This window comes from Candidatus Pelagibacter sp. PS_16 (assembly GCF_059417965.1).
The window spans coordinates 725055-751917 of sequence record NZ_CM182074.1 but is presented as its reverse complement, the minus strand read 5'-3'; the positions used below and the strand labels follow the sequence as shown (position 1 = coordinate 751917).

At 31.0% G+C, this 26863-nt stretch carries 29 protein-coding genes and 2 riboswitches; of the genes, 22 read left to right on the top strand and 7 right to left on the bottom strand.

Annotated features, from left to right (window positions below):
• Positions 1 to 21: 21 nt before the first annotated feature.
• A complete protein-coding gene (locus AC5SL0_RS03990; RefSeq protein ID WP_494617888.1) occupies positions 22 to 987 on the bottom strand; it encodes a hypothetical protein in 966 nt (321 codons plus the stop codon).
• A 76-nt stretch (positions 988 to 1063) separates the two neighbouring features.
• Here AC5SL0_RS03990 and AC5SL0_RS03985 point away from each other — a divergent pair, with 76 nt between their 5' ends.
• The 13 genes from AC5SL0_RS03985 (at position 1064) to AC5SL0_RS03925 (ending at position 13228) form a co-directional block, all read left to right on the top strand.
• On the top strand, positions 1064 to 2107 hold the full coding sequence (locus AC5SL0_RS03985; RefSeq protein ID WP_027307026.1) for an ATP-binding protein: 1044 nt from the start codon (positions 1064 to 1066) through the stop codon (positions 2105 to 2107).
• A 115-nt stretch (positions 2108 to 2222) separates the two neighbouring features.
• Entirely contained in the window at positions 2223 to 3239 is a 1017-nt protein-coding gene (locus AC5SL0_RS03980) for a substrate-binding domain-containing protein (RefSeq protein ID WP_494617886.1), read from the top strand.
• A 117-nt stretch (positions 3240 to 3356) separates the two neighbouring features.
• Positions 3357 to 4757, top strand: coding sequence for a phosphate ABC transporter permease subunit PstC (gene pstC / locus AC5SL0_RS03975; RefSeq protein ID WP_011282195.1), 1401 nt, complete (start codon positions 3357 to 3359; stop codon positions 4755 to 4757).
• The gene (pstA, locus tag AC5SL0_RS03970; RefSeq protein WP_494617885.1) at positions 4750 to 6009 is read left to right on the top strand and encodes a phosphate ABC transporter permease PstA; all 1260 of its coding nucleotides are present in this window, start codon (positions 4750 to 4752) and stop codon (positions 6007 to 6009) included. Before pstC ends, pstA begins: the two co-directional genes overlap by 8 nt.
• Positions 6009 to 6776 (top strand): phosphate ABC transporter ATP-binding protein PstB, encoded by a 768-nt coding sequence (gene pstB, locus AC5SL0_RS03965; protein ID WP_020169518.1) that lies wholly within the window; start codon positions 6009 to 6011, stop codon positions 6774 to 6776. Before pstA ends, pstB begins: the two co-directional genes overlap by 1 nt.
• Positions 6777 to 6778: 2 nt before the next feature.
• Positions 6779 to 7477 carry a phosphate signaling complex protein PhoU gene (phoU, locus tag AC5SL0_RS03960; protein ID WP_011282192.1) on the top strand — a complete coding sequence of 233 codons (699 nt, stop codon included), beginning with the start codon at positions 6779 to 6781 and terminating at the stop codon, positions 7475 to 7477.
• Entirely contained in the window at positions 7477 to 8157 is a 681-nt protein-coding gene (gene phoB / locus AC5SL0_RS03955) for a phosphate regulon transcriptional regulator PhoB (protein WP_011282191.1), read from the top strand. Before phoU ends, phoB begins: the two co-directional genes overlap by 1 nt.
• A gap of 85 nt (positions 8158 to 8242) precedes the next feature.
• Positions 8243 to 8449, top strand: a complete 207-nt coding sequence (locus AC5SL0_RS03950) for a DUF1737 domain-containing protein (RefSeq protein ID WP_494617884.1) — start codon at positions 8243 to 8245, stop codon at positions 8447 to 8449.
• Positions 8450 to 8741: 292 nt separating this feature from the next.
• A riboswitch (SAM riboswitch) is annotated at positions 8742 to 8806 on the top strand.
• A gap of 66 nt (positions 8807 to 8872) precedes the next feature.
• Positions 8873 to 9934: a homocysteine S-methyltransferase family protein gene (locus tag AC5SL0_RS03945; RefSeq protein ID WP_020169516.1), complete on the top strand. Its 1062-nt coding sequence runs from the start codon at positions 8873 to 8875 to the stop codon at positions 9932 to 9934.
• 3 nt (positions 9935 to 9937) lie between these two features.
• Positions 9938 to 10002, top strand: a riboswitch (SAM riboswitch).
• A gap of 4 nt (positions 10003 to 10006) precedes the next feature.
• Positions 10007 to 10558 (top strand): OsmC family protein, encoded by a 552-nt coding sequence (locus AC5SL0_RS03940; RefSeq protein WP_494617883.1) that lies wholly within the window; start codon positions 10007 to 10009, stop codon positions 10556 to 10558.
• 117 nt (positions 10559 to 10675) lie between these two features.
• Positions 10676 to 12019, top strand: a complete 1344-nt coding sequence (locus tag AC5SL0_RS03935; RefSeq protein WP_494617881.1) for an NAD(P)/FAD-dependent oxidoreductase — start codon at positions 10676 to 10678, stop codon at positions 12017 to 12019.
• Positions 12020 to 12044: 25 nt separating this feature from the next.
• On the top strand, positions 12045 to 12230 hold the full coding sequence (locus AC5SL0_RS03930) for a hypothetical protein (protein WP_020169514.1): 186 nt from the start codon (positions 12045 to 12047) through the stop codon (positions 12228 to 12230).
• A 92-nt stretch (positions 12231 to 12322) separates the two neighbouring features.
• The gene (locus tag AC5SL0_RS03925; RefSeq protein ID WP_494617880.1) at positions 12323 to 13228 is read left to right on the top strand and encodes an aminotransferase class IV; all 906 of its coding nucleotides are present in this window, start codon (positions 12323 to 12325) and stop codon (positions 13226 to 13228) included.
• 449 nt (positions 13229 to 13677) lie between these two features.
• On the opposite strand, the gene AC5SL0_RS03920 is transcribed toward AC5SL0_RS03925, so the two are convergent.
• Positions 13678 to 14034 (bottom strand): hypothetical protein, encoded by a 357-nt coding sequence (locus AC5SL0_RS03920; protein WP_494617879.1) that lies wholly within the window; start codon positions 14032 to 14034, stop codon positions 13678 to 13680.
• Between the two features lie 162 nt (positions 14035 to 14196).
• On the opposite strand from AC5SL0_RS03920, the gene AC5SL0_RS03915 reads away from it, so the two are divergent.
• The 4 genes from AC5SL0_RS03915 to AC5SL0_RS03900 all read left to right on the top strand — a co-directional run bounded on the left by AC5SL0_RS03915 (position 14197) and on the right by AC5SL0_RS03900 (position 16412).
• Positions 14197 to 14784: a hypothetical protein gene (locus AC5SL0_RS03915; RefSeq protein WP_494617877.1), complete on the top strand. Its 588-nt coding sequence runs from the start codon at positions 14197 to 14199 to the stop codon at positions 14782 to 14784.
• 62 nt (positions 14785 to 14846) lie between these two features.
• A complete protein-coding gene (locus AC5SL0_RS03910) occupies positions 14847 to 15278 on the top strand; it encodes a hypothetical protein (protein ID WP_494617876.1) in 432 nt (143 codons plus the stop codon).
• A gap of 5 nt (positions 15279 to 15283) precedes the next feature.
• Positions 15284 to 16057, top strand: a complete 774-nt coding sequence (locus AC5SL0_RS03905) for a hypothetical protein (protein ID WP_494617875.1) — start codon at positions 15284 to 15286, stop codon at positions 16055 to 16057.
• A gap of 4 nt (positions 16058 to 16061) precedes the next feature.
• Positions 16062 to 16412 carry a hypothetical protein gene (locus AC5SL0_RS03900; RefSeq protein WP_494617874.1) on the top strand — a complete coding sequence of 117 codons (351 nt, stop codon included), beginning with the start codon at positions 16062 to 16064 and terminating at the stop codon, positions 16410 to 16412.
• A 394-nt stretch (positions 16413 to 16806) separates the two neighbouring features.
• Here AC5SL0_RS03900 and hydA read toward each other — a convergent pair whose 3' ends face one another.
• Positions 16807 to 18210: a dihydropyrimidinase gene (gene hydA / locus AC5SL0_RS03895; RefSeq protein ID WP_494617873.1), complete on the bottom strand. Its 1404-nt coding sequence runs from the start codon at positions 18208 to 18210 to the stop codon at positions 16807 to 16809.
• 6 nt (positions 18211 to 18216) lie between these two features.
• A complete protein-coding gene (locus tag AC5SL0_RS03890) occupies positions 18217 to 18939 on the bottom strand; it encodes a maleate cis-trans isomerase family protein (protein ID WP_494617871.1) in 723 nt (240 codons plus the stop codon).
• A 245-nt stretch (positions 18940 to 19184) separates the two neighbouring features.
• Between AC5SL0_RS03890 and AC5SL0_RS03885 the strand changes: the two genes are divergently transcribed.
• The 5 genes from AC5SL0_RS03885 (at position 19185) to AC5SL0_RS03865 (ending at position 23719) form a co-directional block, all read left to right on the top strand.
• Positions 19185 to 20192: a TRAP transporter substrate-binding protein gene (locus AC5SL0_RS03885; RefSeq protein WP_494617869.1), complete on the top strand. Its 1008-nt coding sequence runs from the start codon at positions 19185 to 19187 to the stop codon at positions 20190 to 20192.
• A 70-nt stretch (positions 20193 to 20262) separates the two neighbouring features.
• Positions 20263 to 20811 carry a TRAP transporter small permease subunit gene (locus AC5SL0_RS03880; RefSeq protein ID WP_494617867.1) on the top strand — a complete coding sequence of 183 codons (549 nt, stop codon included), beginning with the start codon at positions 20263 to 20265 and terminating at the stop codon, positions 20809 to 20811.
• Positions 20804 to 22117 (top strand): TRAP transporter large permease, encoded by a 1314-nt coding sequence (locus AC5SL0_RS03875; protein ID WP_494617865.1) that lies wholly within the window; start codon positions 20804 to 20806, stop codon positions 22115 to 22117. Before AC5SL0_RS03880 ends, AC5SL0_RS03875 begins: the two co-directional genes overlap by 8 nt.
• A gap of 544 nt (positions 22118 to 22661) precedes the next feature.
• The gene (locus tag AC5SL0_RS03870; RefSeq protein WP_006996763.1) at positions 22662 to 23204 is read left to right on the top strand and encodes a hypothetical protein; all 543 of its coding nucleotides are present in this window, start codon (positions 22662 to 22664) and stop codon (positions 23202 to 23204) included.
• The gene (locus tag AC5SL0_RS03865) at positions 23204 to 23719 is read left to right on the top strand and encodes a hypothetical protein (RefSeq protein WP_494617863.1); all 516 of its coding nucleotides are present in this window, start codon (positions 23204 to 23206) and stop codon (positions 23717 to 23719) included. The genes AC5SL0_RS03870 and AC5SL0_RS03865 overlap by 1 nt, the downstream gene beginning before the upstream one ends.
• A 110-nt stretch (positions 23720 to 23829) precedes the next feature.
• Here AC5SL0_RS03865 and AC5SL0_RS03860 read toward each other — a convergent pair whose 3' ends face one another.
• From AC5SL0_RS03860 to AC5SL0_RS03850, 3 genes are read right to left on the bottom strand one after another with little or no spacing between them, the layout of a single operon-like run.
• Positions 23830 to 24972, bottom strand: a complete 1143-nt coding sequence (locus AC5SL0_RS03860; protein WP_494617861.1) for a glycine cleavage T C-terminal barrel domain-containing protein — start codon at positions 24970 to 24972, stop codon at positions 23830 to 23832.
• Positions 24973 to 25017: 45 nt separating this feature from the next.
• Complete coding sequence (locus AC5SL0_RS03855) at positions 25018 to 25293, bottom strand: hypothetical protein (RefSeq protein WP_494617859.1); 276 nt, start codon at positions 25291 to 25293, stop codon at positions 25018 to 25020.
• The gene (locus tag AC5SL0_RS03850) at positions 25277 to 26731 is read right to left on the bottom strand and encodes a phosphomannomutase/phosphoglucomutase (RefSeq protein ID WP_494617858.1); all 1455 of its coding nucleotides are present in this window, start codon (positions 26729 to 26731) and stop codon (positions 25277 to 25279) included. Before AC5SL0_RS03850 ends, AC5SL0_RS03855 begins: the two co-directional genes overlap by 17 nt.
• Positions 26732 to 26863: the final 132 nt, after the last annotated feature.

Here is a 26863-nt window from a genome sequence, read left to right as displayed (position 1 = left end):
TTAAGCTTAAATAATTAATACTTAAAACCAATTATTTGGAATTATGATGTAGTGAATTGCAAGTACAATTCCAACTGACACACTTAATCCGAATATCATTTTAAGAAAGTCTTTACCAATTAGTGGAAACACATATTTGAACTTATAGTCTTTATTCATTGATGCGATTGCTAACTCTCTTCCACATAATAGACCAACAAATACCCAGGTTGTTGACATGGGTAAATCATTAAGCTCTTTAAAGTAGTAAAGTACAGCTGCATAAATAATATTGATTATAGTTGCTGATCTTGCATATCTTGTTCCAGTTTTCTCTAAGACAACCTTTTGAATAGCCCCTCCATGAATGTAGAAGATATAAAAAAGTAGTGCTGTAAAGTAACCCAGAACAACTAATAAAAGAGAAACATCTAATTGTCTTGGAAGATATACAGCAATGTTTGCTACATCATGAGATAACCAAACCCACCATAACCAGCCTGAAGTTATCCAAACAGAGTTACGCCAAAAGGAAATCCATTTGTCATTAACTTCATCTAATTTTTCATTAATAAATTTAGAGATAACGATCCAGCAAATATAAGCAGCAGCTGCAGCAAGACCATAGCCGACAACACTTTTCATAAGCATCTTTTCAAGTACTACCGTTGATGCAAAAGCTGATAAAACTAAGAAGGTTGTTGAAACAGGTATACCTACTCTTGTTAATACAAGAAGTATTCCTGGTGCCACAGCGTGATACCATTGTATTTCTTGGAAAGGTATTCTTGTTAGTCTGCCGTAAGAGATATCTCCATCATTACTGTACCAGCCCCAAGTAATAGCAAGTATCATTACAAATGATGCTGCACTAGCAAGAGTGTACCATTTAAACCATTTTTGTTTTGACGCGATAAAAGTTCCCAATGTTTGAATTGAGTCATTTGCAATAACACTGTACCCCGCTAAAGCAAAGCCGACGATTGTATAAAACAGTGTAAGAGTCATTAAAACTTTCTATATAATTAATTATTAATTACAAATTTATTTTTAGAGTTATAATACTACCTCTGGTTTTAAAATTATGAGCTCTGATATTAAAATAAAAGATCAAAAAATGATATTTCTTGATGAGATGATGGATCAAGTAATTATCCTTGATAAATTTAAAAATGTTTTTTTTGCAAATAAAAGCGCTGTTGCTAGATTTGGTAATGATATTATTGGTAAAAATATTTCATTAATTTTAAGAGATGCTAATTTATTAGAAAGTATTGATCTTGCAATTCAGGATAAAAGTTCACAAGTTTTAGATGTGGAAATTAAACTTCCTATTTTTCAATTCTATAATGTAAATATTATCTCTGAGTCTTTAAATGAATCTGAAGATGAACATTCTGTAATAATATTTTTAAAAGATTTAACTGAAATATATAAGACACAACAATTTAAATCAGATTTTGTTGCTAATGTTTCTCATGAGTTAAGAACACCCTTACAGTCAATTAAGTTAGGATTAGAGACAATAAATGATGGTCATGCTTCAAATGATTTTGAAATGCAAAAGAAATTTTTACCCATTATGATGCAACAAACAGAGCGTATGGAAAATTTGATTAATGATTTACTTTCATTGTCAAAAATCGAATTACAAGAACATATTAGACCCACCACTGAGTTAGATTTAAAAGAAATAATAACTCACGTGATTAAATTGAATTCAGAGCTTGTTAAGAAAAAAAAGATAAAAATAGAAAACAATATTACAGATGATACTTATAAAATTTCTGGAGATAGAAATAGATTAATAGAAATTTTTACTAATTTAATTGATAATGCTTGCAAGTATAGCGATAGTGATACTGTCATTAAAATTTCCTTGGTTAAGAAAATGGACACTATTTTGTTTTCTATTAAAGACCAAGGGGTTGGAATTCCTAAAAAATATTTATCCCGAATCACTGAGCGTTTTTTCAGAGTAGATCCTGCAAGAAGCAAAGATGCAGGGGGTACTGGTTTAGGATTGGCTATTGTTAAACATATAGTAAATCAACACCGTGCAACTATGGATATTATCAGTACTGAAGGAAAAGGTACTGAATTTACCATTGAATTTCCAAAAGTATAAAATTTTAGAAGATAATAAAATATTCTTTGTCATAAAAGTTTCATAAACTTGTAATAAAATTGAAACAAAGAAATTTTATAAGAATTAAATATAAATAAACAAAGGAAAAATAAAAATGAAAAATGTTAAAATTATTTTATCAATCTTGACGGTGATGCTATTTGCGTCAAATGTTCAAGCAAGAGATCAAATCCGGATAGTGGGGTCATCAACTGTTTACCCATATGCAACTGTTGTTGCTGAAAATTTTGGTAAAACAGAAAAATTTAAAACGCCCGTAATTGAAAGCACTGGAACGGGTGGGGGTATGAAATTATTTTGTGCTGGAGTTGGCACTGATCACCCAGATATTACTAATGCATCAAGAGCTATAAAATCTAAAGAAAAAGCACTATGTGAAAAAAATGGTGTAACTGAAATTATAGAAATTATTGTAGGAAATGACGGTATTTCTTTAGCTCACGCAGTAGATTCTCCAGATTCAAATTTTACTAAAGAACAACTTTGGAGAGCACTAGCAAATGAAGTAGATGTAGATGGTAAATTGGTTGCTAATCCATATAAACAATGGAGCGACATTGATCCATCACTTCCTTCTAAAAAGATAGAAATTCTTATTGCTCCACCAACATCAGGTACAAGAGATGCATGGAATTCTTTAGTTATGAGCAAAGGTTGTTCTAAAGAGGCAAAAGCACTTTTTGGTGACAAAGCTAGTAGCGAATGTACTAAAATCCGTGAAGACAGTTATGCAGTAGAAGCGGGTGAAAACGATACTCTAATTGTTCAAAAACTAGCATCAAATCCTGACGCATACGGCTTTTTTGGTTATAGCTATTTAGTTGGCAATAAAGACAAGGTGAAAGCTGCAGCTATAGAAGGAGTTAAACCTAGTCTTGAAGGTATTCAAGATTACTCATATCCAATAGCTAGACCTTTATTCTTTTATGTAAAAAAAGCACATATTGGAGTAGTTCCTGGAATTGACGCATTTATTAAAGATTTTACGTCAAAAAAAGCAATGGGACCAAGAGGTTACTTAGCTGAGATCGGTTTAGTACCTTTAGCTAAAGCAAAATATGATGTTGTAAGAACTGCAGCGGTCGAATTAAACACTATTAGCATCAAGTAATTTAAATTCCTCAAACACAATCAAGGCCAGAATAAACTTCTGGCCTTTTTTATTAGTACAATTTGTAGTTTAAAATTGTAACAAATCTGTAACATTAAAACTGTAATACATAAGCTCATGAATATTATAATTTTATTATTAGTTACAATATTTAGCTATCTATCATTTTTATATGGTCGCTCTAGAATAAGAAAAATTACATCAACACAATCTATAAAGATTAACGCTCTACCAAATTATTATGGTTATTATCTAGCTTTATGGTGCGCGTTACCAGCATTAATTATATTATTATTTTGGTCTATATTTGAACCAGCGATTATTAAATATTTGATCTCACAAACTTTAATTCAAAACGATTTAAATTATTCAGGGGACCAACTTAATTTACTTTATCAAAAAATTAGATCACTTTATGAGGGTAATTTTTCAGGAACCTTAACTGAAGAAATTAAAATAGGCGTTAAGAATTATGAAAATTTACAAACAATTGCTCAAAATTCTAAAATTGTTTTATTATTATCAACTTTTATTGCTGCTATCTCATATGGGATTTTTAGAATTTCAAAAAATAATAAAGCAAGACATGATGTTGAAAAAATTTTAACAGGATTACTTTTTGTATGTTCTCTAGTTGCTATATTAACAACAATGGGAATTATTTTCTCTCTTTTATTTGAAAGTTTAAAATTTTTTTCAGCAATTAATATTTTTGATTTTTTGTTTGGAATGAATTGGAGTCCTCAAAGAGCTTTCGTTAGTGATGCCTCAGCAATTACAGCTTTAGAATATGAAAATTTAAAAGGTGCTTTTGGTTCTGTTCCTTTATTTGCTGGTACAGCATTTATAGCTCTCATTGCAATGCTTGTAGCTGTTCCTATTGGATTATTTTCTGGAATTTATATGGCAGAGTACGCAAGTTCTAAAGTTAGAAAATATTCTAAACCAATTATTGAAATCTTGGCTGGAATTCCAACAGTTGTATATGGCTTTTTTGCAGCGCTTACTGTTGGCCCCTTTTTTAGAGAATTAGGTGAAAAGTTAAACTTAGAGGTATCTTCTGAAAGTGCTCTTGCTGCAGGATTGGTAATGGGAGTTATGATTATTCCTTATGTGTCTTCATTATCTGATGACGTGATTAATGCAGTCCCTCAATCTTTAAGAGATGGATCTTATGCAATTGGAGCAACCAAATCAGAAACTATTAAAAATGTTGTAATTCCTGCTGCATTACCAGGGATTGTGGGCTCGGTGTTATTAGCTGTATCAAGAGCCATTGGTGAAACAATGATTGTGGTAATGGCTGCTGGTTTAGCCGCAAATCTAACCATTAATCCACTTGAGTCTACCACTACCATCACCACTCAAATTGTAATGTTATTAATTGGCGATCAGGAGTTCGATAGTCCAAAAACACAATCTGCTTTTGCATTGGGCTTAACACTTTTCTTTGCAACATTAATTTTAAACTACATAGCCTTAAGATTTGTTAAAAAATATAGAGAAAAATATGAATAAAGAGCAACGATTAAAAAAACGACATAATGCTGAAAAAAGATTTAAGCTCTATGGATTAACTTCTATTTTACTAGCAATTTTTTTTGTAATCTTTTTATTAAATGCTATCTTTTCAAAAGGCAGTGGCGCATTTTTAAAAACAACTATAGATGTTGAGGTAAATTTTGATGCTGATACTTTAGAATTAAGTGAATCGCCTCCACTCGAAGATTTAGAAAATACAGATTACTATGAACTAGCAATTGATAGTATTCTTAAAGTAAAAAAAGTTAATGGTTTAACCGAAGAAAAGTTATTAATTAATTTATTTAGTCCTGATTATGAATATGAAATAAGAAACTTTTTACTTGATAATCCAAAAGCTTTAAATCAAACCACTGTATTAAAACTAACTGCATCAGATGATTTTGATCAATTGCATAAAGGTAATTACCCTAGAGAACTTCCAGAAGAGCGAAGACGGATTAATAATTTTCAATTAAATCTTTATGACGAATTAGTTAATGAAGGAAAAGTTAATAAAATATTTAACTCATATTTGTTTACTAAAGGAGATTCAAGAAACCCTGAACTTGCAGGAATTGGTGGAGCCTTAGTGGGTTCATTTTTTACCATTGTAATTACTTTATTATTATCTTTTCCAATCGCTATTGCAGCTTCAGTTTATTTAGAGGAATTTGCTCCTAAAAATAAAATTACTGATTTTATAGAAATTAATATAAATAATTTAGCAGCAGTACCTTCCATTGTATTTGGATTATTAGGTTTGGGTATTTTGCTTGGGACCTTTCATCTACCAAGATCAACTCCATTAATTGCAGGAATTACTTTAGCCTTAATGACTTTACCAAGAATTATTATTCCATGTAGAGCTTCCTTAAAAGCAGTACCTCCTTCAATTAGAGAAGGAGCGCTTGCAATTGGCGCATCTAAAGTTCAATCAGTTACGCATCATGTTCTGCCTTTAGCAATTCCAGGCACTTTGTCAGGAACTATTATTGGTTTGGCCCAAGCGCTTGGGGAAACAGCGCCCTTAATATTGATTGGTATGGTTGCTTTTGTGGTCGATATTCCATCTATTCCAACGGATCCATCAGCTTCGTTGCCAGTACAGGTTTATTTATGGTCTGAACAAGCAGAAAGAGGGTTTGTAGAAAAAACATCAGCAACTATTATGGTTCTTTTAAGTTTTTTAATTACATTAAATTTTATAGCAGTTTACTTACGACAAAAATTTGAAAGGAAGTGGTAATGAAAAATAATAAAATAAAAATTAAAAGCAGTAATTTAAATGTGCATTATGGAGAAAAACAAGCACTCTTTGATGTAGATTTGGATATCTATGACAAAGAAGTTACAGCTTTAATCGGTCCTTCTGGATGTGGAAAATCAACCTTCATAAGATGCATAAACAGAATGAATGATGTTATTGATATTTGTAAAGTTGAAGGATCAATTACAATAGATGATGAAGAGATCATTGACAAAAATCTGGATGTTGTAGGGCTTCGAGAGAAAATTGGTATGGTTTTTCAAAAACCCAATCCTTTTCCAAAAAGTATTTATGATAATATTTCTTATGGACCAACCATTCATGGTTTAGCAGAAAATAAAACAGATATGGATGAAATTGTTGAGAATAGTTTAAAAAAAGCAGCTTTATGGAACGAAGTTAAAGACAGGTTAAATGAAGCAGGCACAGGTTTATCTGGAGGTCAGCAGCAAAGATTATGTATTGCAAGAGCCATATCAGTAAATCCTCAAGTTATTTTAATGGATGAACCGTGTTCGGCACTAGACCCTATTGCCACTGCTAAAATTGAAGAATTAATTGATGAACTTAAAAAAAGTTATACAATAGTCATTGTTACTCATTCAATGTCCCAAGCCGTAAGAGTTTCTCAAAGAACTGGCTTTTTCCATTTAGGAAAAATAATTGAAGTGGATACAACAGAGAAAATATTTAAAAACCCTGGAAATAAAATGACCCAGGATTATATTACAGGGAGGTTTGGTTAATTATGTCAGATATTACACATATTGTTAAATCCTACGAGGATGAATTACAAAGTTTAAATGATAACTTAATTAAAATGGGTAGCTTAGTTGAAGCTCAGTTGACAGATTCAATGGAGGCCATCATCAAAGTTGATAAAGAAGCTGCTGAAAACATTATTAAAAATGATGAAAAAATTAATGAGTTAAGAGCAACTATTGAAGAGCAGATTGTAACAGTACTCGTTAAAAGAGCCCCGATGGCAATTGATTTAAGATTAACTATTTCAACTTTAAAAATTTCAAGTGATCTTGAACGTATTGGTGATTTAGCAAAAAGTGTTGCTAAAAAGATCAAACCTTTACCACGCGATCTTCCAGAAGAGTTAATTGCCAGTTTAAAAAGATTAGGGGAGTTAGTTCAAAGACAATTGAAAGATGTTTTGGATGCTTATCTTAACCAGTCAAAAGAAGCTGCTGTTAAAATTTGGAAATCAGATGAGAGAGTAGATGATTTAACACATATCGCAATGAATGAAGTTGCAAATTTCTTAAGCAAAGATAAAAAAAATTTAGATCTAGCAACACACTTATTGTTTGTGACTAAAAATATTGAAAGAGCAGGAGATCATATTACTAATATCGCTGAAGCTTTATTTTATCTAATCGAGGGAGAGCATATTGAAGGAGCAAGACCTAAAGGTAAAGATTTTGATCCAAACTAATGAGCGTTAGCATTCATATTGTAGAAGACGAACAACCCATTATCACTTTAGTTAAATATAACCTTGAAAAAGAAGGTTATAAAGTTTCATCATCAGACAATGGCAATGAGGGTATTGAAGATATTAAAAAATTATTTCCTGATCTTGTTTTATTAGACTGGATGTTACCTGATTTTTCTGGCGTAGAAATTTGTAAAATTTTAAAAAAAGAAAAAAAATTTAAAGAAATTCCAATCATAATGCTTACTGCTAAGGGTGAGGATGAAGATAAGATTAAAGGGTTAAACTCTGGTGCAGATGATTACATCACCAAACCCTTTAGTTTCCCAGAATTACTTGCAAGAATAAAAGCGCTACTTCGAAGATCTAAGCCCTCATTAGTTTCTGATATTGTTGAATTCGAAGACCTTAAGGTGGATAGATTAACACGACGTGTTTTTAGAAAAAACAAAGAAATTCATTTGGGACCCAAGGAATATGATTTAATCAATTTTTTTATTAAAAACCCTAAACGTGTTTACTCAAGAGATCAAATTCTAGAGAATGTTTGGTCTGATAATATCAATGTTGAAACAAGAACAGTTGATGTTCATATAAGAAGACTTAGACAAAGTATTAATATTGATGGATTTAAAGAATTAATTAGAACCGTAAGATCAGCTGGCTATTCATTAAATTAGTAATGACTGTAGAAGCATAAAGACTTAAAATAATAATAATAAACTGAACATAGACACATGATTTAGGACTTGTTAAGGTCTGATTATGAAAGGTTATAGATTTATTACAAGTGACGACACTTCAGAATTTTGCCATCGTGTAACGGAGGCCATATCCAATGGATGGAAATTGTATGGTGATCCCAAAATGACTTTTGATAAAAAAAGAGGGGTCATGCGTTGTGCTCAAGCAGTTATAAAAAATTCACCTCAGAAAAAGTATTCCAAAAAGATGAAGCTATCATCGATATAAATGGCAGATCAGATAATACCCTTTGTTTATATGCTAGGGATACTCTTATTAGTACTCCCAGCTTTTCTACAATCTAATTCTAAATTAAAGCAGTTTTTAACTAATCTTACTATTTGGATTGTCATTATCCTTCTAATTCTAACCATCATCTATTTCATTTGACATTTTGAGAGAAAGTTGATTATATTTGGTTGCGCTGATTTAAGTTAAATTGCAGAGCGCGTTATAAATCCTGCTAAAGCGACGCTTCAACCACCGCTTTAGACAGGTGGTTTTTTTTTATCTTTCATAAAATTAAGCCGGGCAGTTGAACCATATTGTGCGCCCTGCATTTGCTTAAGCACTAAAAAGGAGAAAAGAGGCCTATGAATATAACCTCTTATTATTTTGTGACCTTTTTTCCCCAAAACAAGAGGAAAAAAAATGAGCACAAATAAATTAAAAGAAAGATTAGATAAAGGACCTGTTATATGCGCAGAAGGTTTTTTATTTGAGATAGAAAGACGTGGCTACATGTCATCAGGGGAATTTGTTCCAATGGTGTCATTAGATCATCCTGAAGTTTTAGAGAACTTACATAGAGAATTTCAACACGCAGGATCTGATGTAGTTGAGGCCTTTACTTATAATGGACACAGAGAAAAAATGCGTGTTATTGGTAAAGAAGAACTTCTTGAACCACTAAATCGTTCAGCATTAAAAATTGCTAAAAAAGTAGCATTAGATACTCCTAAAGGATCAAAACCAAATTTGATGGCAGGTAATATTTCAAATTCAAATATCTGGAAACATAATGATCCACAATCTCAAAAAGAAGTTGAAGGAATGTTTACAGAAATGATTGGTTGGGCCGTTGAAGAAGGTGCTGATATGTTAATTGGTGAAACTTTTTATTATGCTGAAGAAGCTTTTAAAGCTTTAGAAGTTATGAAAAAAACAGGTTTACCAACTGTATTAACCATATCTCCAATGGGTGAAAATAAAATGAGAGATGGAAAATCAGTTGTTGATACCTGTAAAGAGCTAGAGCAATTAGGGGCTGATGTTGTTGGTTTAAATTGTTTTAGAGGACCTGCTACCATGTTTCCTTTTTTAAAAGAAATTAGAAAAGCAGTTAAATGTCATGTTGGAGCTTTACCTATTCCTTATAGAACCAGTGAAGATTACCCAACATTTTTTAATCTACCGGACAGAAGTAATTGTGCATGTCCATCACCTCATGGAAGAACGTTTCCAACAGCATTGGACCCACACTTTTGTAATAGATATGAAATAGGTAAATTTGCAAAAGATGCTTATGAGCTAGGTATTAATTACCTTGGAGTATGTTGTGGAGCAAACCCAATGTTGATTAGGGAAGTTGCTGAGTCAATTGGTTTAACTGTTCCAGCAAGTAAATATCGAGAGAACATGGAAAATCATTTTATGTATGGAAAAAATAAAAGAATTCCAAAACATATGACTGAATATGGAGACAAAGCGTAAATAAATTAAGAAGGGCATTTAACTAAATTGTGCGCCTGACATATGTCGAAGCACTAAAACAGGAGAAAACAAATGAGTAACAATCTAAAAGAAACAATAAGTAATCTACAGAAGGATTTTACAGCCAACCCCAAAAATGCTTTGGTCCAATATGAAAGCAACTCAATTCTTAAAGAAGGACTTCAATCTGTAGTCACTCTTAGAGAGCATAAATTAGTTGTTGATGAACCCAAAAGTTTTGGTGGAAAAGATGAGGGACCCAGCCCAGTAGAGTTAATATTAGCAGCGCTAGCAACGTGTCAGGAGATAACCTATAAAGCATTTGCTACAGCAGCGGGTATTAATATTGAGAGTGTTAGTGTTAAATTAAAAGGTGAATTAGATCTTCAGGGTTTTTTAGCTTTAAATAAAAACACTAGACCTGGCTTTCAATCAATCTCTGGAACTGTTGACATTAAATCTTCATCACCAAAAGCAGAAATAGATAAATTGATTGATACGGTAAATACACATTGTCCGGTATTAGATATTTTATCAAATGGAGTTCCTATTAAATTATTTCAAAAGGTTTCTTCAAACTCTTATAATGAAGAGCACATAGAGCAAAGAGTAAGTGCTGCTTAACTAATTAACTCAAGCCCTATGAAAAATAGGGCTTGAGTCTTTTAAGTTCATTTCAAATCCTAAAAAATTAGAAGTTTGACTAGAATTAAGTATTAATTGCGTGCTAGGGTCTTGTTAATGAAAAATATTTATCATTCTGATATTTATCAATTTAACACCCCAGTTAGTAGTTATTGGGAAGATCATTCAAGCGAAAATTTAAATCTAGATAAACTTAATAAAGATATCAGCTCAGAAATTGTTGTAATAGGTGGAGGGTACACTGGTTTATCTTGTGCAATTAATTTAATAGAAAATCATAATTTAGATGTCATTTTAGTTGAAGCTGGAAAAATAGGTTGGGGGGCTTCATCTCGTAATGCAGGTTTTTGTTGTCTGCCACCAAGTAAGATGTCTTTTAAAAAAATGCAATCTATTTACGGTAATGATGAAACTAAAAAATTCTTTAAAAACTCTGTTGAAGGCTCAAATTATACAAAAGATATTATACAAGGATATAATATTGATTGTGATGTAACGGGAGATAGTAATTACGTAGTCGCCCATCATCCAAATAAGTTTAAAGATATTCAAGAGCAAGCCAAAGCTTACAAAGAAGAGTTTGGCATTGAAACTGAAATTTATTCTAAAGAAGACTTTGATAAAATTGGCCATGGAGGCACAGAGCAATTTGGAGCTTTTTCATATAAACCTGGTTTTGCAATCAATCCTCTTAAGTTTGTTAATGGCATTGCAAAATACGCTTTATCTAAACAATTAAAAATCTTTGAGCACACTAAAGTTGATAAAATTGATAAAGATAAGGGCACTTATATTTTAAGGACGAAAGAAGGATCTATTCGTTCAAAAAAAATAGTCGTTGCAACAAACGGGTTTTATCAAGAAGGCTTAATCCCGGAGATGAATTCAAGAATTTTACCAGTAATTTCAAATATTATTGTCACCAGAGCCTTAACGAAGCAAGAAATTGACCAACATAATTTTAAAACATTTTCCCCAATAGCTAATACTAAAAATCTTTTATATTATTATCGAAAGTTACCTGACAACCGAATTTTATTTGGCACTAGAGGAGATTTAAGTGGCAGTGATCAATCTAATTTAAATATGTCTAAGAAAATGGAAAAATTTTTAAAGGACATTTTTCCTCAATGGAAAGATATTAATATTGATTATAATTGGCGAGGATTAATTGCTTTATCTCAAAAATTAACTCCTTCTATTGGTAAAATTGATAATGAAGAGATTTATTATGGATTTGGTTATAATGGGGTTGGAGTGAGTGCTGCTCCTTGGACTGGAAAACAATTGTCTAAGTTAGTATTATCAAACAGTAAAGAGTTGGATATTTCAAAAATTTATAAAGGATTACCTAAGAAATTTATCTTCCCCCAGTTAAGAACGTTTTATTTTAGATTAGGGGTGTGGTTTTATGCAATTAAAGACAGATTTAATATTTAAGAAAATATATGATAAAAATTAATTTATGAATGTATTTATAATTTTATCAGTATTGGTAATTATTCTAGGAGTTATTTTATTGGTTGCATCTCCAGCTGCGTTATTTACTTTGAATTGGAAAGAAAAGTCAGGAAAAGACAAATTTCTAATGTTCTTATTTTATGGTATTTTGGTTTATATAATAAATATCATTTTTTGGATTATTAAATAACAATATTAACCATTCTCAAGATCTCTTTATCCTTATTTAGTGTTAGCTAATTCCATCACCTAGACACCTGATTTGAATATTGGTAGGGTTGGATGGTGAGTGATATTTTTCCAAAAGGATCGGCATGGATGAACGGTGAATTCATTCAACTTTCTGAAGCTAAAATTCCTATTTTAGATTGGGGTTTTCTAAGATCTGATGCCACATATGATGTTGTCCATGTTTGGAAGGATAGATTTTTTCAATTAGATAAACATATTGATCGTTTTTTTAAATCAACAGAAAAACTGAGAATGCCATGCAGACTTAGTCGTGAAGAAATAAAAAAAATATTAGCAGGCTGTGTTAAAAAAGCTGATCTTGAAGATTCTTATGTTGAAATGATACAAACAAGAGGAATGTCTCCAAACTTTGTTAGAGATCCTCGTAAAGCGACACCACGTTTTATGGCTTTTGCAGTACCCTTTGGTTGGATACTTAAACCAGAAGATTTTGAAAAAGGATTAGATGTATATTTAACTGATATAACAAGAATTCCTCCAAGTTCAGTTGATCCTACTATTAAAAATTATCATTGGATGGATTTAGTCACCGGTATGCTTGATGCTTATGAGAGAGGACATCATACTGCTTTATTAGTAGATGAGGATAATAATATCTCAGAAGGCCCAGGCTTTAATATTTTCTCTGTTGATGAAAATGGAATTAATACCCCAGACCATGGAGTACTAGAAGGAATTACAAGACAAACCGTTATTGATTTAGCAAAAGAATTAAATATTAACGTTAATAAAAAATCTATAACGATTGAAATGTTAAAATCATCTAAAGAATTATTTGCAACTTCAACAGCAGGAGGGGTAATGCCAATAACAAAAGTAAGTGGGGAAAATATTAAACAAGGAACGGTAGGGGATATTACAAGAAAAATTCACAAACTCTATTGGGATAAGCATTCAGATCCTATGTGGAGCACATCTATAAATGACATATTGTAAAAAATGAACATTAAACAAACAGTTATCTTTGTCTTCATTCCATCAACTGGACACCTGATTTAAGGTTTGGTAGGTTTAAATTATGTCTGGACTTGAAATACTATTAGCCATTGAACTTACTTATTTAGCTTACACAATAATTATGGATTTATGATCAAATATATTCTGCCAGCTATAATAATCTTCTTGATCGTATTATTCTGGGAAAAGATTACTGAAATAGTCTTTAAAAAATTTAATATTAGATTGAATTATATTATTGTCAGTGCTGTGTTAATTGCTGTAGCTATAATAGTTTTATTAATCAATATTTAAAATCTACGATCTTTTAGTTGATTAACTCTCATTCCTTCACCTAGACACCTTATTTAGGATTTGGTTAGTGAATAATTAAAGAATAAATATAAATATTTAATAATAAATTATTTTAACAAAATGTTAATTTAACCCTAAACACTATTTAGTGCTGATTTGAAGGTCTGAATCCATTCATTAAACTCTTGTATTGTAAGTTGAGTGGGTTCAATTAATGTAATACGATTATCAGATATACTTTTCTTCCTTATTATTAATTGTTCATTTTCAAGTTCAGTTAAAATAAGGCTTATAGTTTTTCTAGAAGCATTTTTAGATAAAAAAACCATTATAGTTTCTGTTGTGGTGTCTATTTTATTTAAATAGTTGTCCAATATTAAGAGCCATAACTTATAATGTATTGGTCCTTTACGAAATTTATTAATTGAGCGTAAACTTTTTTTTTCATCAAAATCATTTGCAAGAACTGATGCATATGTTTTAATTCTCATAATTTAAATTTAAAGAATTTTAAGTAAAAATAAAATAAAATTCTTAAAGGTAATTCTTTTACATGTATTTATTACATGTAATTATTACATGTAATAGTTTCTCTATTTATTTATTTTATTGTTTATAGGGTAGAAACTTAATTAATTAATTAAAGGAAAAAAATGAAAAAAATACTATTAACTATTATTATTATTTTTGGATTCTCAAACTTAACTTACGCTACTGAAGAAGGTCAATTTAGATTTGGTGTTGAATTAGGTTGGTCTCCAATAGAATTAGAAGCAGATGATACAGCGCAAGCAATAGCTAACGCTTTGGGAGAAACTGTAACAGCAACTTACGATAAAGGAGTTTTTGTTGGAAGGTTATTTGGTGAATATGGTCTTGCTTCGAATATGGCTATTGAGGCAGGTTATTTTAAAACCTCAAGTGCTGATGCTAAATATGCTGCTGCAAGTGGAACGGCATCGGAGTCATATGATGTATCTGGATTTGATATAGCGCTTGCTTTAAAATCTTCTGAAGGATTTTTTGGAAAAGTAGGTATGCATAGTTCGACAGTAGATGGTGCTGCTAATGTTACAATTGGTGGAACAAGTTATGCTGCTACTGGTTCTGCAGATGGTACTGGTCTTTTAATTGGTGCGGGATATGAAGTAGACAATATTAGGTATGCTATTACAAGATACAATGATGTTGGTGGAATAGATACTAGCGTAACTTACTTATCAGTTGGTTTTTTATTTTAATTAACCCTTAATTGGCCTTCTAAATATTAATTTATTATGAAGGCTAATTAAATTAAACCTGCATGAAATCTATTAATACTAAAAAAATAAAGTTTTTAATTATATTACTAATCATTCCAATATTATCATCTTGCTCCGGCACAGGTAGTAAAAACCGACCAACAATAAGCACAACAGGTACTGGAAGTACAACCATCTATTTTACCAGAGAAGGAGGGTTTGTTGCAAGTGGTGTCTTGGCTAAAATTGAAGTCAATGGTTCTGAAATTGCACAACTTGGAGTAAATGAATATACAACTAGTAATGTGACTGGTAATTATAGAATTAAAGTTTCTGGAGCAGGAATAGGTGGATTTGGTATGGGTACTGACTCAACTTCAGGAGTTGCAGATGGAAAAAATTATTTTTATATTATAGGGGTTAAGCAAAGTCTGTTTTCAACAAAATTTACTATTAATGAAACCACAGAGTCAGGATATAAACAATCCCAATAAAAATTATGAAAAAAAATTACATAGTATTATTAAGTGTGCTCTTTTTGAATTTATCTATTTCTAACGTAAAAAGCTTTGAAAATAAAAAAAGTGAAATAGGTGCATATTTTGGAACAAAAATTTATGAAGAAAGGCATCCTGTAGATAATAGTTTTTTTATGTCACAAGATGGTTGGATGATCGGCATTAATACTAATTCAGAAACTTATAGTGACGAAACATACTTTGGGTTTAAAAATAGACTTGGAGTGGGTGAGGTTAATTATACTTCTGCAGGTACAGGCACGATGACAGGTATTCCTGACTATCAATTTGAAACAACTGGTTATTTTGGAATTCCAATGGAAAGATCAAACTCCAGAACAACAATATTTTCGGGTTTGGGTTTTAGGTACTTATTAAATGCTAGTGGTCTAAAACAATCATCAACAGGACACTTGGGTTATGACAGAGAGTCTAGGTATGTATATTTACCAATTGGTGTTAACCACGAAAGTGGCTCATGGGAATTTAGAGGAGAATATTTATATTTTTTATACGGCCAACAAACCAGTAAAATCAGCCAAGTTAGTGCTAATTATAGCGATATAACAAATGATCAAGAAGACGGCTCAGGAATAAAACTTACTGCAAAATATTATTCTGATAAAAATTTTGGTTATGAGCTTTACATGGATTATTGGGATATAGCAGACTCAAAACTTGATGTATCAGGTAATTTTATGGAACCAAGAAATACTACATCAGAAACTGGGCTTAGAGTTTTCTGGCATTATTAATAACATGAAAAAAATTTTAGGAATAGTATTTATAGGTTTGTTGTTAGCTGGATGTACAACTGTTAAACCAACAGGTGGTCTTTATAAAGAAACAACATTAGAATCTGGAAAATCAAAGATTATTATTTTAAGAAAAGGTGGATCTTTAATATCCGCAGATATTCCAACGATTGGAATTTTAGGTCATGGCTCATATTTTTTACCAAGCAAATCTTATATTCAAGCTGATGTAGATCCTGGAAATTATAATATTAATGTATATGAAACAGCAGGTCTTGTATGGAGATTTGAGCCTTTTGATATAGATGTTACTGCAAATAAGAATGAGACCATATATTTAGAACTTATAACTTAGTCTGTAGGTTTAGTGAGTAGAGCAAAATTAGAGACTGTCGAAAAAGCATATGCATTAGATAAATTAAAAATGTTTGAGAGAACTTTATTTTCAGATAGTATTCAATAATCTAAATGCCAACCACAGGCTGAAAAAATTAATTTAAAGACCAATCAGCATTATAAATAAAGAAAAGTAGAGGATATGGTAGGGGCGTTCCATGAACCAAGCTACCCCCACAAAGCAAAAAGCAACTGAAATTATAGACGATTGACTCATAAAAACTAATCCCAATACATCAAAGACTCTGTATCCGATATCAAGTATCATGAAGACTGTGCCCCAGATCCTGGTTTCTATAATTGAAACTCTAATTTTTTAATATGATGAACGAGATAATGACCGAGTATTTTTTCTAGTAAACAAAATCTGAAATTTCAGATTTTAAAAATTTTCCATGGCCCATTTTGCTTAATAATTTTTGGTTATTAACTACAATCGTTCCTCTTGAAATAACAGTATTAGCCAAGGTATTAATTTCTTTACCTTCATAGGGAGTGTAATCAACATTATGGTGTAGATCTTTATTTGTAATCTTCTTTTTGACTTTTGTATTCCATATAACTAGGTCAGCATCAGACCCAACAGCAATAGTTCCTTTTCTAGGATATAGTCCATAAATTTTAGCTGGATTAGTTGAAGTTAACTCAACAAATTTATTTATTGATATTTTATTCTTCAAAACTCCATAAGTAAATAATAGAGGAAGTCTTGTTTCAAGACCTGGAAGTCCGTTAGGAATTTTTCCAAAAGAAGAATTTTTTCCATTCAGCATTTTTCCTTTATTGTCATTAAATTTAAAAGCTGCATGGTCAGAAGAAAAAATTTGAAATGTTCCATTATTCAGTCCTTGCCAAACATGTTGTTGGTCCTCAACTGTTCTTGGTGGTGGGCTACATATATATTTTGCGCCCTCAAAGTCATCCCTGTCCAAATCATCCTTGGTTAGAAATAAGTACTGAGGACAAGTTTCTGCTAAAATTTTAAATCCTCTGCTTTGAGCATTTCTAATAATGTCTATAGTTTCTTTACCAGAAACATGAACAAATAATATTGGTGTATTTACAATTCTAGATAATGAGATGGCTCTATTAGTTGCTTCCGATTCAACGACATCCGGTCTAGATAACGAATGATATTTTGGTGATGTTTTTCCTTTTTCTTCTAATTTTTCTGTTAACCAAGAAATACAATCATCATTTTCAGCATGCACCATCACAACAGCTTTTTCTTTGCCTGCAATTTCTAAAATATTAAGTATATCTTTATCGTTAAGTTTTAAATCTTCATAAGTCATGTAAATTTTAAAATGACTATAGCCATCCTTAATGATTGCTGGAAGTTCTTGACCTAAAACTTTTTTATTAACATCACTAATTATTGTGTGAAATGCATAATCAATATATGATTTATTTTCTGCTCTTTGATGATAATCCTTGATCACCTCTCTTAAGCTTTCACCTTTATATTGACAAGCAAACGGAATTATTGTTGTTGTGCCACCGAAAGCAGCAGATAGTGAGCCTGTTTCAAAATTATCGGCCATTACAGAGCCATCTTTCATTGGTTGATCTATATGACAATGGGCGTCAATACCTCCTGGTAAGACAAAATTATTATTAGCATCAATAATTTTTTGTGACTTATGTTTTGTGTCTTTTTCTAAGAAAGTAATTTTTTCTTTATTAATGCCTATGTCACAAATAAAAATATCTGAAGCTGTAACTACTTGAGCATTTTTTATTATTAAATCAACCATTTAATATTACTGCTTAAATAAACGTCCCCAACCTTTTATTACTTCAGTTTTAATATTACACATTTTTAAACATTTCCATAATGTTATATTAACACTGTCATATATAGGTATGCCTAATTCTTCTTCTAAAGAATGAACTACTTCAGCTCCTCTAAAATTTGTACATAATACAACTATTGCATCAGGTTTAGTTTTGGCAACTTCTCTAATTAATCCTTCAATTAATTCAGGACTATATTCTGAAAATGAAAAATTACCTTTATCATTTAAGTGTTTTTCACCCACACAATTAAAACCACTTTTCTTGTAATTGGAAATTATTTTTTTTTGTATGTCCTCTAAATACGGCGTGACTAAACCAAAATTTTTTATTGAATTCATCTTAAAAATTTCATTCAATGTTAAGACAGTGGTAGTTGCATTTATCCCTGTTGCTTTTTTTATTTCTTTACATAAGTTTTCATCTGACTCGAAACCTAACCATCCAGCTGAAGTTCCATTCCATGCAATCACATCAACTTTAGCATCAGCTAGTAATTTTGCAGATTCAATTATTTTAGAGTAATTAAATTGATTTAATGAGTTAGGGTTTGATGAGATTTCAGTAACCGTAAATCTACTAAAGTGTGCAGTTACATTATCAATAGAATTTAAAATTTTATTAGTAATAGGTTCTAGAACAGTATTTGATGATGGGGTTAGCATGCCTATATATTTTCTATTATTCATTATATAATTTTATCATTAAGCTAAAAATAGATCAATTTATATAAGAACATTTAGTGATGTTCACTCATTATAAAATTATAAAACTACCATAAGTAGAAAAATTGTTTATCCAAGATTCTTATATTTAAGTATGTAAGAATCCAGGCTCATTATTTTTAAAAAAACCTATTATATATCTTCAGGCATTGACTGTTATTTAAAATAACTACATACTATAATACTAAATAAACAAGGGAGAGAAAAAAATGAAAAATATAATATCGACATTATTTATTTCAATTTTGCTTTTATCTAGCGCTAATTCTGCAGCATTAAAAGTTGCAGGTAATTTTACAAAGAATGTAAAACATGTTGCTATTGAAAAAGCTTATTTTGAAAGTATTAATGCTAATTACAATCCAATGGACGTTATTGGCATAAAGGCACCAGATGCATTAAGACTTATTAAAGCTGGAACATTCGATGTTATGTCGGTTCAAATTGGAATGGCATCAAGAGATGAACCACTTTTTGAAGGTATAGATCTTATTGGAGTTTCAACAGACATGGTTAAATTAAAAAAAGCTGTAGAATCTTACAGGGCTGTTTTTGATCAAAAGCTTCAAGAAAAGTTTAACGCCAAGGTAATGACTTTATGGCCGTTTGGACCACAAATGTTTTATTGTAACGCAGAAATAAAAGGTGTGAATGATTTAAAAGGTTTAAAAATTAGAAGTTTTACACCTTCAATGTCTGCAATGCTCGAATATTTTGGTGCTACACCAGTAACATTAGGATTTTCTGAAGTTTATCCAGCGCTACAAAAAGGAGTAGTAAGTTGTGGAGTTACGTCGCCAACATCAGCTAACACTGGTAAGTGGATGGAAGTAACAACTCACTTCATGCCACTATCTGTTTCTGGTGCCGTTCAAGGTCACTTTATGAATTTAGATTCATGGAATAAATTGTCATCAAGTGAACAAGCTAAATTAGAAAAAGGTTTTAAAAAACTAGAAAATGACCTTTGGGATTTGGCTAATACAGTCAACGATGATGCTATTAGGTGTATTGTCGGTGAAGAACCTTGTGAAAAACATACTAAATATAATTTGAAAAGAGTTATATTAAGTGACTCTGATACAGCTAAAGTAAAAGAAGCTGCTTTAAAAGTAGTTTTACCAACATGGAAAAAAACATGTAACAATGTAGATAAAAATTGCACTGATACTTGGAATAAAACTGTTGGAAAAGTTGCAGGTATGACAATCAAATAATACAAATGTCTTTTTGTGGGTGGAATATATTAAATCCACCCACAAAAGTTAAAATCATTTTAAACAATTAATGAAGAAACTTAAGTTAGCATCAAATATATTAACTATTTTAACCGGATACTCTTTATTAATTTTATCTTTTGGAATAGTTTTAGAAATTTTTTTAAGGGCTGTCTTTAATTTTTCTCTACAAGGAGTAGATGAGTATGGTGGTTATGTGGTTGCGATTTTAGTTGCTTTTGGAATTTCACAAAATTTACTTTTAAGAGGACATATTAGAATAGATTTTTTCTTTGATAAATTAAGTTTTACAGTTCAAGCATATTTGAATTTATTAACTTATTTTTTATTTTTTATTTTTTCATGTTTTTTTTTATTTAGAAGTTTAGGTACATTAAGAGATAGCATTGATTATAAAAGTTTATCTGGTACGCCTTTAGAGACCCCTTTGTGGATACCGCAATTTATATGGGTTTTGGGCCTTTTATTTTTTGTTATTACTTCAACAATTGTATTTTTTCACGCTGTTAAAGCTTTTTTAAAAAATAAGCCACTATTTAATCAAGAATTTGGCCCACCATCCATAGCCCAAAAAGTTATTAAAAAAGATTATGATTAGTTTTAGTGCTGCAGTTATAGGTTTTGTAATTTTTCTTGGTATGCTTTTTTTAGCTATACCAGTTGCTCTTTCTATATTTTTTACATGTTTTTTAGCAGCAGTTATCTATGTTGGTTTGCCTTCTTTAGTAACATTCGGAAGCACAGCTTGGAGTACTTTGAATAATTTTATTCTAACAGCAATCCCTTTATTTATTTTGCTTGGGGAATTATTAATTAAAAGTTCAATTACTCACAGGATGTATAACTCACTTTCAAAATTAATAACTTTTTTACCAGGAAAACTTTTTCATACAAATATATTAGCATCAGGTTTGTTTGCTTCTGTATCTGGATCTTCAGTAGCAACCACTGCAACGATAGGCACTATTGCACTCCCAGAACTTTCAAAAAGAAAATATGATGAAAGAATCAACCTTGGCTCAATAGCTGCGGGAGCAACACTTGGTATTCTAATACCACCCTCTATTAATATGATAATTTATGGTTCTATGACCAATACATCAATAGGAAATCTATTTATTGCAGGTTTTATACCGGGAGTTTTATTAATGATTTTATTTATGTCTTATATAATTATCAGAACAAAAATTAATCCAAGCCTAGCAGGAGAATCAATGGAAGAGAATACCTTAAAAGAAAAATTCTTTATGCTTTTAGATTTGTTACCACCTTTATTTATTTTTTTACTTGTTATGGGTTCAATTTATCTAGGTTATGCCACACCAACTGAGTCTGCTTCAATGGGTGTTGTGGGTGCTTTTTTATTATTAATTCTTTATAAAAAGTTTTCTTTTAAAGTCCTACATGAAGCTTTCATGTCCACAGTAAAAGTCAGCTCAATGATAATATTTATCATGCTATGTGCTCAATTTTTCAATTTTATAATTGGGATGTTAGGCTTACCCAGGGTTTTAGTCGAACAGATATCTTCAATGACAACAAATAAGTATGTTTTACTTATAACATTAATTATTTTTTACATGATTCTAGGTTGTTTTTTAGAAACTCTTTCTATGATGATTGCAACAGTCCCAATTATAATTCCATTAATTTTATTTTATGAAATTGACCCAGTATGGTTTGGTATTTTTTTCGTATTAATTATGCAAATAAGTTTAATAACCCCACCCGTTGGAATGAATTTATATGTCTTACAGGGCTTGAGAGAAACAGGAAAAATTGCAGATGTAATATATGGATCCCTTCCTTTTGTTTTAATTATGGTATTGCTAATTATTCTGTTAATTATTTTCCCTGAGATAGCACTATGGCTACCTAATAAGGTTGGATTCCAAACACAATAATTAAATAAGTTTTACTATTTAGGAACTGTATTAATAATGACTTAGGTCGGAGATTGTGTAAATCCGTCCCCTCAGCCCTGTACTATGAACCAGGCTACCCCCACAAAGCAACAATGCAACAGGAATGGGGAATGGGAATAATTATTACAGAAGTACACCTAAAGATTACACCTAAAGTTTTAATGGGTAATGACATAACTTGAAGGGCTTTTAGAATTTGTAAAATATTTTTTAATCCTTATATTTACACTATCATTTAGTGATGAAACTTTTGCTGGGGCTTCAAGATAGTTGCTCAAACTTTTTCGAAGTCCCAGTTTAATTCCCAATAATTTTCTGAAAAATTGCAATAAAATTTTATATTGATATTTATTTTATATGTTCAATTAATGTTCTGTTGAATATTTAAAATATGTATAGTATAAAGAAATTCATAGTTAAAACTATGCGGCCTTAAATTATTGCCTTCGGGTGAGCCACTAAATCTCAAAAAATAACAACTTTCATAGAGATATCTCTATGATTTAAATTTAATGGAGGCCACATGGCAACAGCGAAGCAATTACTTGCAAATAAAAATAATGCAAGAAAATCTACTGGACCTAAAAGTGCAGCAGGCAAATTAAAATCAAGTCAAAATGCTATCAAGCATGGATTGTGTACTGAAAAATTCATGGTTATTGGTGAAAAAGTTGATGAACTTGATTATGTTAAAGACGAATTAACTAATCAACTAAAACCCATTGGTATTCATCAAGAAATCATTGTCTCTAAAATGATTGATGTTGCAATACGAATGAAAAGAGTTCCAATTATTGAAGCAGGCATATTAAACCATGAAATGCTTGAGTATGAAGCAGATACTTACAAGAATAAAGTTGCAAGTAAAATAGAAGGGGACGAAAACAAAGATGGTGTTTTATCTTCTAATATTATCGTTCGCAAGACAGGTTTATCTTTTGCTAGAGACTGCAATCAAGGAAGTTCTCTTTTAAAACTTAATACCATAGAGGACAAATTGCTTTCTAAGTATTTCAAGCTTTTAAATGAATTGAGAAGTGAACAAAATAAAAAAGGAGGTTTTTAATGAAAAAACATAAAAGTGATCAATCTAAAAAGTCCTCTTCTAGAAAAAGACAATTTGGCAGAACGAACCCAAATCATCGATACTTCATGGGATTACTAAAGACTGAGACAGAAGAATATTTAAAAGATAATAAAGAAAAGTTGTTAAGAGAAAAACCTGAAATTTATTATCAAATGATAAATAGAAAACTTCCTAAGAAGTATCAAGAAAAACCTAAAGTTCAAACAACCCCTGTTAATGCTTTTGTACCCCCTCAATCAAAACTTAGTAAAGAAGAGTTAGATGCTCAAATGGTAAAAGAGGCTGAAGAGAGACGTATTAAGGAAAATGCTGCAAGGGAAAAGCAAAGGATAGATAAGCTAGAAGAAGAGAGAATTGAACGTAATAACGCAGCTGCTTTGAGGGAAAGAAGCCTTATTTATTGGACTAATCCTCATGACCAAGGAAACTATAGGAGCATCCATTCAGAGGAATATCAGAGCAGATATAAGAAGAAAAAATACGAATATTACTAGAAATAAAGACGGTACATGAAGTTAACCGAGACAACCGTTAGAACAATTACGAGTAAGTAAAGAGAGATATAATCTTTTGGAGTTAACATGGTTTATAATTACTAGACTTACTAAGAACTTGCTAGCTTCTTTTTAGGATCATAGAAAGGTTTTTCAACAACGGTTGCTTTAATGATTTTGTCATTCATTTTAACATCGAGCACTGTTCCAATCTCTGAATTGTTAATTGTAACCATTGCAAGAGCTATGTTTTGTTTTAGTCTTGGTGAATAAACGGCAGATGTAATTTTACCAACTATTTGTTTGTCTTTTAAGATTTCCCAAAAAGTAGTGTTAGGTCCAGTTAAAGGATCACAATCTAAAATCATTCCAACTTGTTTTCTCTTAACACCATCCTTGTTTATTTTTTGTAAAGCATCTTTTCCAATAAAGTTTATATCAGTATCTAAATTAACAAGTCTTCCTAAATTTAGTTCATAAGGGTTAGTGTTAATATCAGCATCAGCATGGTATGATAACATTCCACCTTCAATACGTCTAATTGATGATGTATGACCTGGTTTTAATCCATAAGATTTACCAGCTGCCATTATTTTTTCCCAAAGTTCATCTCCCTTAGAACCGTCTCTTAAATATAACTCGTAACCTAGTTCACTTGACCAACCGGTACGGGACACAATTAAAGGAATGCCGTCTAAATCTAATTCACGTAACCAATAATATTTAAGATCATTAATACTTTCACCAAATAAAGCCTCCATAATTTTTCCAGAGTTTGGTCCTTGTAATTGAAGAGGGGAGACATCGGGCTCAGAAATTTTAACATTAAGACCTGAATTGATTGCAACCCCTTGTGCCCATAATAAAATATCACTATCAGCAAGGGATAACCAATAATGGTTTTCTTTTAATCTTAATAAAACTGGATCGTTTAAAATTCCACCATCATTATTAACTATTAAAACATATTTACATTGTCCAACTGCAAGCTTTGATAAATCTCGAGGGGTTAACAGTTGAATAAATTTTGTAGCATCGGGTCCTGTAATCTCAACCTGTCGCTCTACTGCAACATCACATAAAATTGCTTCATTGACTAAATTCCAAAAATTTTGTTCAGGAGAACCAAAATCACGAGGAATATACATGTGATTGTAAACTGAAAAGCCAGTTGCACCCCATTTAACCGTTGAATTAAAGTAAGGGGATTTTCTAATCTGTGTTCCAAAACCGAAGTTTTTTTTATCTTCCATTTTCAAAACCTATTAATTATTTGATTATTTTAAAAGCTTTAATTATTATTTTTCACAATCTTCTGTCGCAAATGCTGTTTGCTCCATAATCTCTTCAGGCTCTTTGCTGAAAACTTCATCCATCTCTTCATCACTAAATTTTGCACTTAATTTATCAACGGTGCACTGACAGTATATTTTAGCACCATCCGGGCCAATATATGCTTTAGAGTTAGAGTAACAGCCAATGTACAATTCCTTCTCATATTCAGGGCTTAAAGCCTGACTTTTAGAGGTAAACAGGAGGATAAAAATTAATAAATATTTATATTTTTTGATCATATTCGCCAACTTTGCCAGTTTTTTGTAAAAGATCATCAATAAAATCAAAGATCTTTTTCTTTCTCTCATTCGATGTTGGACTTTCAGTAACAATTACAAGAGATGGTTTATTAGATGAGGCTCTAATTAATCCCCATGAACCATCTTTAAATGAAAATCTGATACCATTCACGGTTAAGACTTCACTTATCTCTTGATCATCAATTTTAGTTTTATTATCTTTTAATTCATTTACTTGTTTAACTAACTCTTCAACTACTTGATATTTCTCTTCATCTTTACAAAAGGGTGCCATGGTTGGTGTTTGAAAAGTGTTAGGTAGTTCTTTTATAATCTCATTCATCGATTTGTTTTCATTATCTAATAAATGACACACTTGAATTGCAGAATTTATTCCATCATCATAACCAAAACCTAAAGGTTGGTTAAAGAAAAAGTGACCACTTTTCTCAAATCCAGCTAGTGCTTTTTCAGTATTAACTTTTCTTTTAATGTGTGAGTGACCTGTCTTCCAATAAATGGTTTCACAGTCATTTGCTTTTAAAACTTTGTCAGTTGCATACAGTCCTGTTGATTTAACATCGACAATAAACTTAGAATTTTTATGAGTTTTAGATAAGTTTCTTGCAATCAATAATCCAATTTTATCTGAAAAGATTTCATCTCCAATGTTGTCTATCACACCAACTCTGTCACCATCACCATCAAAGCCAAAACCAATATCAGCATTATTATCTTTTACAGCTTTTGCGATTGCATGTAACATTTCTAAATCTTCTGGATTTGGATTATATTTTGGAAAAGTCCAATCAAGATCACAATCAAGCTCTATTACTTCACAACCAATTCCTCTTAAAATTTCAGGGGCAAATATTCCAGCGGTACCATTTCCACATGCAACAACTGCTTTAATTTTTTTTGTTATTTTATTTTTATTTATTAAATCATCTTTATAAATTTGTTGAAAACCTTCTATTTGTTTTTCAACTCCTTCACCTTTTGTAAAATTTTCATTTAAAGTTATCTCTTTTAATTCTTTCATCTCTTCAGGCGCATGGGTTAAACCTTTTTTGATACCCATTTTAACTCCAGTCCAACCATTTTCATTGTGACTAGCAGTAACCATTGCAACAGCATCAGCATCTAAATTAAATTGTGCGAAATAAACAGTAGGGGATAATGATAAACCGATGTCTTCAACATTGCATCCAGTTGAAAGCAGACCTTTTTTAAGAGCAGATTTTATTTCTTCACTGTAAGATCTATAATCGTGACCTACAATTACTCTTGGATTCGCTTTTTTTGTATGTTTAATAATTTGAGTGCCTAAACCTTTGCCTAGATTCTCTATTCCGATTCTGTTTATGTCCTTCTCATACAACCACCTCGCGTCATACTCCCTGAAGCCATATGGATCTATTTTTAATTCTGTTGTCATTGCTTATGTTTCTACAATCAATTTAATTTTTTTATTGATATTTTTTTTCTATGTTCTATAAACGTTCTGTTGAATAATGATTTATATGGTGTATCAATGCTTTCAGCATACAACATATAGTTGTTTTGTTAA

Coding starts and splice junctions, on each gene's coding strand:
- AC5SL0_RS03860 (WP_494617861.1), bottom strand. CDS start 24,972: ATGGAAGATAAAAAAAACTTCGGTTTTGGAACACAGATTAGAAAATCC.
- AC5SL0_RS03930 (WP_020169514.1), top strand. CDS start 12,045: ATGAATGTATTTATAATTTTATCAGTATTGGTAATTATTCTAGGAGTT.
- phoU (WP_011282192.1), top strand. CDS start 6,779: ATGTCAGATATTACACATATTGTTAAATCCTACGAGGATGAATTACAA.
- AC5SL0_RS03900 (WP_494617874.1), top strand. CDS start 16,062: ATGAAAAAAATTTTAGGAATAGTATTTATAGGTTTGTTGTTAGCTGGA.
- AC5SL0_RS03870 (WP_006996763.1), top strand. CDS start 22,662: ATGGCAACAGCGAAGCAATTACTTGCAAATAAAAATAATGCAAGAAAA.
- AC5SL0_RS03985 (WP_027307026.1), top strand. CDS start 1,064: ATGAGCTCTGATATTAAAATAAAAGATCAAAAAATGATATTTCTTGAT.
- AC5SL0_RS03875 (WP_494617865.1), top strand. CDS start 20,804: ATGATTAGTTTTAGTGCTGCAGTTATAGGTTTTGTAATTTTTCTTGGT.
- AC5SL0_RS03945 (WP_020169516.1), top strand. CDS start 8,873: ATGAGCACAAATAAATTAAAAGAAAGATTAGATAAAGGACCTGTTATA.
- AC5SL0_RS03850 (WP_494617858.1), bottom strand. CDS start 26,731: ATGACAACAGAATTAAAAATAGATCCATATGGCTTCAGGGAGTATGAC.
- AC5SL0_RS03890 (WP_494617871.1), bottom strand. CDS start 18,939: ATGAATAATAGAAAATATATAGGCATGCTAACCCCATCATCAAATACT.
- AC5SL0_RS03950 (WP_494617884.1), top strand. CDS start 8,243: ATGAAAGGTTATAGATTTATTACAAGTGACGACACTTCAGAATTTTGC.
- pstC (WP_011282195.1), top strand. CDS start 3,357: ATGAATATTATAATTTTATTATTAGTTACAATATTTAGCTATCTATCA.
- AC5SL0_RS03920 (WP_494617879.1), bottom strand. CDS start 14,034: ATGAGAATTAAAACATATGCATCAGTTCTTGCAAATGATTTTGATGAA.
- AC5SL0_RS03865 (WP_494617863.1), top strand. CDS start 23,204: ATGAAAAAACATAAAAGTGATCAATCTAAAAAGTCCTCTTCTAGAAAA.
- AC5SL0_RS03940 (WP_494617883.1), top strand. CDS start 10,007: ATGAGTAACAATCTAAAAGAAACAATAAGTAATCTACAGAAGGATTTT.
- pstB (WP_020169518.1), top strand. CDS start 6,009: ATGAAAAATAATAAAATAAAAATTAAAAGCAGTAATTTAAATGTGCAT.
- phoB (WP_011282191.1), top strand. CDS start 7,477: ATGAGCGTTAGCATTCATATTGTAGAAGACGAACAACCCATTATCACT.
- AC5SL0_RS03925 (WP_494617880.1), top strand. CDS start 12,323: ATGGTGAGTGATATTTTTCCAAAAGGATCGGCATGGATGAACGGTGAA.
- pstA (WP_494617885.1), top strand. CDS start 4,750: ATGAATAAAGAGCAACGATTAAAAAAACGACATAATGCTGAAAAAAGA.
- AC5SL0_RS03980 (WP_494617886.1), top strand. CDS start 2,223: ATGAAAAATGTTAAAATTATTTTATCAATCTTGACGGTGATGCTATTT.
- AC5SL0_RS03855 (WP_494617859.1), bottom strand. CDS start 25,293: ATGATCAAAAAATATAAATATTTATTAATTTTTATCCTCCTGTTTACC.
- AC5SL0_RS03935 (WP_494617881.1), top strand. CDS start 10,676: ATGAAAAATATTTATCATTCTGATATTTATCAATTTAACACCCCAGTT.
- hydA (WP_494617873.1), bottom strand. CDS start 18,210: ATGGTTGATTTAATAATAAAAAATGCTCAAGTAGTTACAGCTTCAGAT.
- AC5SL0_RS03885 (WP_494617869.1), top strand. CDS start 19,185: ATGAAAAATATAATATCGACATTATTTATTTCAATTTTGCTTTTATCT.
- AC5SL0_RS03880 (WP_494617867.1), top strand. CDS start 20,263: ATGAAGAAACTTAAGTTAGCATCAAATATATTAACTATTTTAACCGGA.
- AC5SL0_RS03990 (WP_494617888.1), bottom strand. CDS start 987: ATGACTCTTACACTGTTTTATACAATCGTCGGCTTTGCTTTAGCGGGG.
- AC5SL0_RS03905 (WP_494617875.1), top strand. CDS start 15,284: ATGAAAAAAAATTACATAGTATTATTAAGTGTGCTCTTTTTGAATTTA.
- AC5SL0_RS03915 (WP_494617877.1), top strand. CDS start 14,197: ATGAAAAAAATACTATTAACTATTATTATTATTTTTGGATTCTCAAAC.
- AC5SL0_RS03910 (WP_494617876.1), top strand. CDS start 14,847: ATGAAATCTATTAATACTAAAAAAATAAAGTTTTTAATTATATTACTA.